Raw genomic sequence first — 10,000 nt, 5'->3', positions numbered from 1 at the left:
AGATGGTATCATTTTTATTAACGGAAAAGAATCGATTCTTCCTGAAAGAGCAAAACCACAGTATTTTTATTTGATTAAAACAAATAATATAAATGTGGATGAAATAAAAAATTTCTATCAAATTACCGAAGGTTATCCACTATTTGAAATTAAAAATGAAATTTGGGATAAACCTGAACTAAAAAATGAGTTAATTAATAGATATGCATTTGAAGAAATATCGAGAGACACTTTAACTACCGCAGTAACAGGCCAAATTGACCAAGATATTTACAACAAATTAGGTTTGATGATTTCTCCAAGTTATTTTTATGGAAACTTAACAGCTGAAAAATATGAACAACTTAAATCAGATAGTAGAATTAGTTCGGTAAAACGTCAAATTAGTAAAACAGCTGAAGATGGAATTTTTACTGATATTCAAGACGGAAAACCATCTTTAAAAAACAATTGGAACCGAGACAATATGGGTCCAATTTATATTCCAGAAGCCGGAAAAACGGTTACTTTAAATAAAGAAAATTTACCGCTTTATAAAAAGATAATTGGCGAGTACGAAGGAAACGACTTGAAAGTAAACGGAGATGAAATTCGTATTAATGGTCAAGTTGCCACTTCTTATACTTTTAAACAAGATTATTATTGGATGATGGGAGATAACCGTCACAATTCCTTAGACTCTCGTTATTGGGGCTTTGTTCCAGCTGACCACATCGTTGGAAAACCAATTTTCATTTGGATGAGCATTGATGGTATTAACGATGGTATCAGAAATTGGAGCATTCGTTGGGATAGATTATTTACAACCGTTAGCGGAGATGGGCAACCAAAATCGTATTTCCAATATTTCTTATTTGCTTTAGCAGGTTATTTTGCTTTTGATTACTTTAGAAAAAAGAAGAAAAAGAAAGAAGAAGCTTAATATAATTTTAAACGAATTTCACTAATTAGCACGAATTAATTTGTGATAATTAGTGAAATTCGTGTTTTTAAAACAATATTTATCATGAACAACATTCTTATACATCCTACTTATTTTCCTTCAATTAGTCATTATGTAGCTATAATACAAGCGGATTCAGTTACGTTTGAAATGGAAGATAATTTTCAAAAACAAACCAACAGAAACAGGATGTATATTTATAGTCCAAATGGAGTTCAACTATTGAATATCCCTGTAAAACATGCAGTTGAAAAGCATCAAAAATATAAAGATGTTCGTATTGAAAACGATTTTGGATGGCAAAAAAATCACTTTAAATCTTTAGAAGCCGCTTATCGAACTTCGCCTTTCTTTGAATATTTTGAAGATGATTTTCGTCCGTTATTTGAGAAAAAACATAAGTTTTTAATGGACTTGAATTTGGAAGTTTTCGAATTGGTAAACGATTCTTTGGGAATTAATATACAACCAGAAAAGACAATAGAATTCTTCCATGAAGTTTCTGATTATACTGATTTCAGACCTTTAGTAAACGGAAAAAAAGACACCGCTCAGTTAGAAGAATACACTCAAGTTTTTAATGAAAAACATGGATTTATCAATAATTTGAGTATTTTGGATTTATTATTTAACGAAGGAAGATATGCAGTTGATTATTTAAAAAATCAAAAATTATAATACTACTTATCTTCTTCTTTTACAATTTTTAAACGTGTAACTTGCGGAAAATGATCGCTTTGTAAAAAAGTATCTATTGATGTAAATTGTTTTACTTCAATATTATTTTCTACAAAAATGTAATCAATTCGGGCCGGATAGTATTTGTAATTGTACGATTTTCCAAAACCAGTTCCTGCTTGTTCAAAAACGTCTTTCATATCACCTTTTATAGTACGATATACATAAGAAAAAGCACTATTATTCAAATCTCCACATACAATTTTAGAAAAATTACAACCTTCAAAGTGCGACTTAATTAGTTCCGCTTGATGTTGTTGTAATGTGAAAGCTTCACTTAAACGTTTGAAAATAAATTTTGATTTTGCTTCGTCTATTTCTTCATGAATATCGGTACTGATTTTTATTGATTGCAAGTGCATGCTATAAACACGAATTGTATCTTTTTCTTTGACAATATCAGCGAAGATTACGTTGTTACTTGAATTTGGAAATTCAATTTCTCCCTCATCAATAATTTTATATTTTGAATAAATAGCTTGACCATATTTATTCTTTCCACCGTATAACTTGACATAACTAAATGGAAACATTTTCGTGTTTACACGGTCACTTGGAGAAAATTCTTGTAAACACAAAATATCTGGTTTCTGTTCCTCAATTAACTTAGAAATTTGCTCTGGTACATCATTTTGCGGAAGCCATTCGTATAAATTAAAAAGACGTACATTGTAGCTCATCAAAGTAAAATCGTTCTCTTCTTTAGGTAAATTCGTTTCCGAAAATTTATAAAAACGATTAATAAACGTTATTCCTAAAAGCAAAACCAATCCCGATAGTAACATGTAACGCTTTAATTGCAAAAGCCAATACACAAAAAAGAAAAAATTCAGGATTAAAAACAAAGGTAAAATAAGCGTTAAAACACTCAAAAAAGGAAAGGCTTTTGGTGCTAAAAAAGGTAATGAATAAGCAAGGAAAGTCAATACAGCGAGGACTATATTAAAAAAGAACATTATTTTACTTAACCATGACTGTTTCTGCATTTATTTTCCAGCTTTGAAGAGAAACTCTTTTTCCTCTTTAGTTAGACTATCATAACCCGATTTACTAATTTTATCTAAAATATCATCAATTTGTTTCTGTGTGATATCTTTCTCTGTAAACGAATTTACTACTTTTTTTGTTGTATTGCGATGTACCTTTTTAAATGGGGTTTTCTTTTTCGGTTTGAAAAGATTCGCAAAAGTATCTAATAAAGCTAAAAAAGGCTTTGTAACATCTTTGCCTGATTGTAATAACTTGATGTAGATAAATCCGAATAAAGCTCCTCCTAAATGTGCTAAATGTCCACCTGTATTATCTAATGGCATTTGAATTAAGTCTACTAACAAAATAACAAAAGCCACATGCCAAAGCTTCACAATTCCTATTAACGGAATGCGCAATAACATAAAAGGTGCATACGTTGCTGTAGCAATTAAAATAGCCATAATAGCTCCGCTAGCCCCAACTAACAAACCTGATTTTCCAATGACAATATAAGAAAGCACAAAGGTTAGTCCAGAGAAAATTCCGCCTAAAACGTAAACTCCTAGCAATTGCTTATCGGTAAAATAAGTTGAAAACAACCTTCCTGCAAAATGGAGCACCATCAGATTAAAAATCAAATGCAAAAATCCGGCATGAAAGAAATTAAATGTGATTAATGACCATGGAGTACGAATAAACGTCCCAAAATCAGACGATAAAGCAATCCATGTTGGAATTTGAAAACTTCCAACAGAAAAACTATAAAAAAACACCAACGACAACAAGAAGCAACCTATGTTCCAAAAGATTAACTTTTGAACCATACCTCCGGTGTTGTATTGTAGTTTTAAATCGTCTAAAATGTTCATTTCTTTTCTCTTTGTTCTTTTTTCTATCTTCTAAAAAACTATCTATCCCAACGATTTTGATTGAATTGATTTTTCTTCCAATACCACATCATAATAAAACCAATTAATGCACCGCCCACGTGTGCGAAATGGGCAATATTTCCACCAAAAATACTATAACCTGTTACTCCTGAAAACAAATCTAACAAGACAATTACAGGAACAAAGTATTTAGCTTTAATAGGAACGGGAATAAACATCATCATCAACTCAGCATTAGGAAACATAAAGGCAAAAGCCACTAATAATCCGTATATAGATCCTGAAGCTCCAACAGCAGGTGTTAAATAAGACGAATACATTTTTTCTAAATCACTTTGTGAAATAAATTCTATCCAAGATGTATCGTATTTTCCTTGATTTAAAAGTTCAATAATTTGTCCTTTGTCAATATTATGAGATAGTAAAACATTTAATCCATCATGAAAATAGTAATAATTTACTCCTGAATGAATTATAGCTGCTCCCAATCCACAAGAAAAATAGAAAAACAAAAACTTTTTTGCTCCCCAAAAATGTTCTAAAGCACTTCCAAAAGAAATCAAAGCAAACATATTAAAGAAAATATGCATTAAACTTCCGTGCATGAACATGTAAGATATAGGTTGCCAAAATTTAAAACCATCACTTTCAAAATAATGAAGCGCTAATAATTCATTGGCTTGTGGCACAAAATAACTTCCTATAAAAAATAAAACATTAATAATTAATAACTGTTTTACAGTTTCGGTCATGTTCATCATATCGCAAATTTTTTATCTAAATCTTCTACCGTTAACGTGATAAAAGTAGGTTTTTGAAAAGGAGAAACATTAGGCTCTTTACAAGCAAATAAAGAATTTACTAAATTTTCTTGCTCCTTTTCGGTTAAATAAGTTCCGGTTTTAACAGCCATACTTTTTGCCATCGATTTGGCAATACTATCACTTTGTGAAAAACTACTTTCTGGAATTTCATTTTGTAAATTTCCAATCAATTCTTCTAAAACAATAGAAACTTCACTCTCCGTCATTCCAATTGGTAATCCTGAAATTTGAACGGAATCACTATTGAAAGCATCAAAAACAAATCCGGTATTTTCTAAAGACGATTGTAATTCTTTCAATAAAATCATCTCATCAGAAGAGAAATACAATTCCAACGGAAATAGCAATTGTTGGCTCGATGCTTTCTGAACTGTAATATTAGTCAGAAATTGTTCATATAACACACGTTGGTGCGCTCTTCCTTGATCAATAACCAACATTCCCGATTTTATAGCACTAACAATATATTTTTTATGAATTTGATAGGTTGAAGTGGTTTTGGTTTCTATCACATCATCATCAAACAATTTACTCGTAACTTCTTCACTTTCAAATGAAAAAGCTTCTATTTCTTGTGTATCTTGTTTTAACCCAACATACAAACTTTCCCAACTCGCCGTTGTACTTTCTCTTTTATAACTTCCAAAAGAAGACAACGGTTTCGAACTCGGTTTTTCAGATGCAAATGGATTAAAATTCGAATCCACTTGAATCGTTGGAAAATCGGCTTCTCTGTTTTTATATTCGTAAGGTGTGTCTAAATTAGCATCGCGTTCAAAATCTAAAACGGGTGCCACATTAAATTGTCCTAAACTATGCTTAACAGCCGAACGCAAAATAGCATATAACGAATGTTCGTCGTCGAACTTAATTTCGGTTTTGGTTGGATGAATGTTAATATCAATCGTATGCGGTGGCACTTGCAAATACAAGAAATAACTTGGTTGATTGCCTTCTTTCAATAATCCTTCATAAGCGCTCATAATCGCATGATGCAAATACGCACTCTTGATATATCTATCGTTCACAAAGAAAAACTGTTCGCCTCTACTCTTTTTAGCGAATTCGGGTTTTCCTACAAATCCTGAAATGGTAATTAATTCGGTTTCTTCAGAAACTGGAACTAATTTTTCATTCGTTTTTCCACCAAAAATATTGACGATTCTTTGACGGTAATTGGAACTTGGTAAATTATACAATTCACTTCCGTTATGGATCAAAGTAAACGAAATCGACGGATGTGCCATCGCTACACGTTGGAATTCATCCATTATATGACGAAATTCTACCGTTTCCGATTTCAAGAAATTTCTTCTAGCTGGAATATTGAAAAACAAATTCTTAACTGCAAAAGAAGTCCCTTTTGGTAAAACCGCTACGTCTTGGGTTACCAATTTACTACCTTCAATAACAATATGAGTTCCAAGTTCTTCTTGGTCTTGCTTTGTTTTTAATTCCACATGAGCAATCGCAGCAATGGAAGCCAATGCTTCGCCACGAAAACCTTTGGTATGCAAATCAAATAAATCTTCTGCTTTTCGGATTTTAGATGTAGCATGGCGTTCGAAGCACAAACGCGCATCGGTTGTATTCATACCTAAACCATTATCAATAACTTGAACTAGCGTTTTACCAGCTTCTTTAACGATTAATTTGATATCGGTTGATTTGGCATCAACGGCATTTTCCAGCAACTCTTTCACTACAGAAGCAGGGCGTTGCACCACTTCTCCCGCAGCAATTTGATTGGCAACATGATCGGGTAAAAGTTGAATAATACTCGCTGCCATTATTTTCTTCTAAATATGGAAAAATCAAAATCGATGATAAAGAAAAAGATCAACACCAAAATTAAGGCAATGATAATAACACGCATATTGAAAGAGCGATTCTTTCTGTTCCTACTAGCGTCTCTAGCATCGCTCCACATTGCTCTCATGTCATTATAACTTGCGGTTTCTCTATCGCGTCGTATTGCAGAATCAAAATCAAATGGATTATCTACCGTTTTACCTTCGTAATGACGAGGTGTGTAATTAAATCTTTTATTTTTTGGTAATCTACCTTTTCCCAACTTAAACATAACGCATTATTTTTTTCAAATTTAGGGATTTTTATGCGTTTAACCTCCAAATTTTTGTTAACAAAAAATCCCGATGAAAATCGGGATTAGTATATTGATTTTAAAGGAAATCCTTTTATTTTCTATTCAAATCTACCATTTTAATAGCCGCAATTGCTGCTTCTACTCCTTTGTTTCCGTGTTTTCCTCCACTTCTATCTAACGATTGTTGCATGTTGTTATCGGTTAGCACACAAAAGATGGTGGGTACATCGTATAAAAGATTTAAGTCTTTCATACCTTGAGTAACACCTTCGCATACAAACTCGAAATGCATCGTTTCACCTTTAATTACACAACCAATTACAATTACAGCATCAAGCTCTAATTTTTCGTGCATTTGGCGCGCTCCGAAAATCAATTCGAAACTACCTGGCACATTCCAACGAATAATGTTTTCTGGTAATGCACCACAATCGGTTAACGCAGCGAAAGCTCCGTTATACAAACCTTCTGTTACTTGTTCGTTCCATTCTGAAACAACAATCCCAAACCGAAAATCTTTCGCGTTTGGGATTGTGTTTTTATCGTAATTGGATAAATTTTTATTTTCTGTTGCCATTATTATTCTGTCATTGCAATGAAAGCGTCAATATTCATTCCTTCTTTAGAAGTTTCATATTTTTCTTTGATTTCTACAAATAACTTGTTAGCCTCTGCTTTTTTTCCTGCAGTCACATATAACTGAGCTGCTTTAAACAAGTATCTTGGCGTAGTAAAATCATTTTCAGAAGCTTCAGCTGCTTTCTTGTAGTAAGAAATCGCATCATCCACTTTATTAGTTTCTGATAAAGCATCTCCAATAGCTCCTAAAGCGATTGGTTTTAAAACAGCATCATCCGATTTAAATTTTTCTAAATAAGCAATAGCATTTTTAAAATCACCTAAGTTTAAATAAGCCATACCAGCATGGTAATTAGCTAAGTTCCCAGCTGCAGTTCCTGAATATTGTTCCGCTACCGCAAGGAAACCTAATTTACCTTCACCACCTTTAAGTGCTAAATTGTATAATGAATCGTTTTTCTCTGTAGCATCAACAGCTTGTTGAAAGAATTGTTGCGCTTGAAAAATTTCGTTTGCTGCTTTTTCTTCTTTAGGCTCAACAACAAAACGATTGAATAATAAGTATCCTAATGTTCCAATCGCAATTGCACCTACAATACCTAAAAGTAATTTTTGATTTTTAGCTACCCAATCCTCAGTTTTTGAAGCTGTCTCATCCAAAGTATTAAAAACCTCAGCTGTAGTACTATCTTGTACATCAACTGCTTCTACTTCGTCAAACTCGTTTTCAACTTTTGCTTCTTCAGGTTTTGGAGCTTTGTAACCTCTTTTGTTATATGTTGCCATTTATTTTTAATTTAATGAGGTGCAAAAATATAATTTTTATTAAAATTTAAAACCATTTTTGTAGATATTTTTAAGATTTTCAATTTACTTTTGCAGGAAGTCTTACTTTTAGTCATCTAACAACCCTTATTTATTGTGTTTTTAAAACAGTTATCTTTACTTAATTATAAGAATTTAGCCCAAATCGAATTTGATTTTGACGCTAAAATCAATTGTTTTGTTGGGAAAAACGGCGTTGGAAAAACCAATATTTTAGATGCAATTTACCATTTGGCCTACGGAAAAAGCTATTTCAACCCGTTAGCGGTTCAAAATATCAAACATGGCGAAGAGTTTTTTGTGATTGATGCTTTACTTGAAAAAAACGGAAAAGAAGAAAAAATTGTTTGCAGTTTAAAAAAAGGACAAAAAAAAACCATTAAGCGAAACGGGAAAGTCTATGAAAAGCTTTCGGAACATTTAGGATTGATCCCGTTAGTGATTATTTCTCCTTCTGATGCCGATTTGATTGTGGAAGGAAGCGAAACAAGAAGGAAATTTATTGATAGTGTTATTGGAACTTTAGACAACCAATATTTACAATTGCTGATTCAATATCAAAAAACATTAGCGCAGCGCAATGCTTTATTGAAATACTTCGCTTTAAACCAAACTTTTGATGCAGATAATTTAGCTATTTACAACGAATTATTAAGCGAAACCGGGCAATTAATCTTCGAAAAAAGGAACCAATTTTTAAACGATTTCATTCCGATTTTCCAAAAACATCACACCGATATTTCAGGCGGAAATGAATCAGTTGCTTTGCGATATGAAAGTCAGTTGTTCGAAAAAGAATTACTATCCCTTTTAGAAGAATCACTTCAAAAAGATAGAATTATTCAATATACCAGCGTCGGAATTCATAAAGACGATTTGGTTTTTGAAATTGATGGTTTCCCGATCAAGAAATTTGGTTCGCAAGGCCAACAAAAATCATTTTTGATTGCTTTAAAATTGGCTCAATTCGAATTTATGAAAAAACAAAGTGGCGAATTACCCATTTTACTTTTTGATGATATTTTCGATAAATTAGACGAAACACGTGTGCAAAAAATAGTAACCATGGTGAATGATGCTGTTTTTGGACAAATTTTTATTTCCGACACGCATGCCGAACGAACGGAGATAATTATTAAAGAAACGCATCAATCGTATAAAATATTTCCGATTTAAAATTCATAATATTACATTTGAAAAAAATTATTCTACTATGAATATTCAAACTAATTTCTCTCTAAAAAACTACAACACTTTTGGAATTGACGCCAAAGCCAAACAATTTGTTTCGGTAAGTTCTATCAACGAATTAAAAGAAGTGTTGACAAAAAACAACGATATTTTTATTTTGGGTGGCGGAAGCAATATGTTGTTAACGCAAGACATTCAAAAATTAGTAGTTCATGTGAATTTAAAAGGAAGAGAAATTGTTGAAGAAAATGATGATTTTGCTATCGTAAAAGCACAAGCTGGCGAAAATTGGCACGAGTTTGTACTTTGGTGCATCAATCAAAATTTTGGCGGGATTGAAAATTTATCCTTAATTCCTGGAAATGTAGGCACAACTCCAATTCAAAACATTGGAGCTTATGGTGTAGAAATTAAAGATACTATGTTTTCTTGTGATGCTTTAAACCTGAAATCATTAGAAATCGAAACTTTCACCAATGCGCAATGTAAATTCGAATACCGTGAAAGTGTTTTCAAAAACGAATTGAAAAATCAATATATCATTACTTCTGTCAGTTTTAAATTAACGAAGAGAAATCATAAAGTTTCTACTACTTACGGTGCAATTGAAACCGAATTACAACATCAAAATATACAAAACCCAACCTTAAAAGACGTTAGCAACGCTGTGATTGCCATTCGTCAAAGTAAATTACCTGATCCGAAAGAATTAGGCAATAGCGGAAGTTTCTTTAAAAACCCAATCATCGCAAAAGAAGCTTACGAAAAAGCAAAAGCACTTCACCCAGAAATGCCGCATTATGTAGTTTCAGAAACCGAAGTAAAAGTTCCTGCAGGTTGGTTAATTGAACAAGCTGGTTTTAAAGGAAAACGTTTTGGTGATGCAGGTGTACATAAAAATCAAGCCTTGGTTTTAGTCAATTATGGAACA

The 10,000-nt window shown here is 32.3% G+C and carries 11 protein-coding genes; 4 read left to right on the top strand and 7 right to left on the bottom strand.

Going from position 1 to position 10,000, the window contains the following annotated elements:
• Both lepB and LDL23_RS03455 read left to right on the top strand, forming a co-directional pair.
• Nucleotides 1-922, top strand: a 922-nt coding sequence (gene lepB / locus LDL23_RS03460) for a signal peptidase I (RefSeq protein ID WP_291264467.1), incomplete at its 5' end; no start/stop codon positions are given.
• An 84-nt stretch (nt 923-1,006) separates the two neighbouring features.
• A complete protein-coding gene (locus LDL23_RS03455) occupies nt 1,007-1,621 on the top strand; it encodes a WbqC family protein (protein ID WP_291264466.1) in 615 nt (204 codons plus the stop codon).
• 2 nt (nt 1,622-1,623) lie between these two features.
• Here the strand turns inward: LDL23_RS03455 and LDL23_RS03450 are convergent, their stop codons facing one another.
• The 7 genes from LDL23_RS03450 to LDL23_RS03420 form a co-directional block, all read right to left on the bottom strand.
• Nucleotides 1,624-2,667 (bottom strand): endonuclease/exonuclease/phosphatase family protein, encoded by a 1,044-nt coding sequence (locus LDL23_RS03450; RefSeq protein WP_291264465.1) that lies wholly within the window; start codon nt 2,665-2,667, stop codon nt 1,624-1,626.
• Nucleotides 2,668-3,522: a rhomboid family intramembrane serine protease gene (locus tag LDL23_RS03445; RefSeq protein ID WP_291264464.1), complete on the bottom strand. Its 855-nt coding sequence runs from the start codon at nt 3,520-3,522 to the stop codon at nt 2,668-2,670.
• A gap of 38 nt (nt 3,523-3,560) precedes the next feature.
• A complete protein-coding gene (locus LDL23_RS03440) occupies nt 3,561-4,304 on the bottom strand; it encodes a rhomboid family intramembrane serine protease (protein WP_291264463.1) in 744 nt (247 codons plus the stop codon).
• Nucleotides 4,301-6,157: a DNA mismatch repair endonuclease MutL gene (mutL, locus tag LDL23_RS03435; protein WP_291264462.1), complete on the bottom strand. Its 1,857-nt coding sequence runs from the start codon at nt 6,155-6,157 to the stop codon at nt 4,301-4,303. Before mutL ends, LDL23_RS03440 begins: the two co-directional genes overlap by 4 nt.
• Nucleotides 6,157-6,450, bottom strand: coding sequence for a hypothetical protein (locus LDL23_RS03430; RefSeq protein WP_291264461.1), 294 nt, complete (start codon nt 6,448-6,450; stop codon nt 6,157-6,159). The genes mutL and LDL23_RS03430 overlap by 1 nt, the downstream gene beginning before the upstream one ends.
• Nucleotides 6,451-6,565: 115 nt before the next feature.
• Entirely contained in the window at nt 6,566-7,051 is a 486-nt protein-coding gene (gene ribH / locus LDL23_RS03425) for a 6,7-dimethyl-8-ribityllumazine synthase (RefSeq protein ID WP_026724848.1), read from the bottom strand.
• 2 nt (nt 7,052-7,053) lie between these two features.
• Complete coding sequence (locus tag LDL23_RS03420) at nt 7,054-7,839, bottom strand: tetratricopeptide repeat protein (RefSeq protein ID WP_291264460.1); 786 nt, start codon at nt 7,837-7,839, stop codon at nt 7,054-7,056.
• Between the two features lie 135 nt (nt 7,840-7,974).
• Between LDL23_RS03420 and recF the strand changes: the two genes are divergently transcribed.
• Nucleotides 7,975-9,054, top strand: coding sequence for a DNA replication/repair protein RecF (recF, locus tag LDL23_RS03415; protein ID WP_291264459.1), 1,080 nt, complete (start codon nt 7,975-7,977; stop codon nt 9,052-9,054).
• Nucleotides 9,055-9,091: 37 nt separating this feature from the next.
• Nucleotides 9,092-10,000, top strand: a 909-nt coding sequence (gene murB / locus LDL23_RS03410; protein ID WP_291264458.1) for a UDP-N-acetylmuramate dehydrogenase, incomplete at its 3' end; no start/stop codon positions are given.

This window comes from Flavobacterium sp. (assembly GCF_020217025.1).
Lineage (GTDB): Bacteria > Bacteroidota > Bacteroidia > Flavobacteriales > Flavobacteriaceae > Flavobacterium.
Note: the sequence above shows the minus strand (reverse complement) of the source record. Positions and strands in the feature narration are given on the sequence as shown.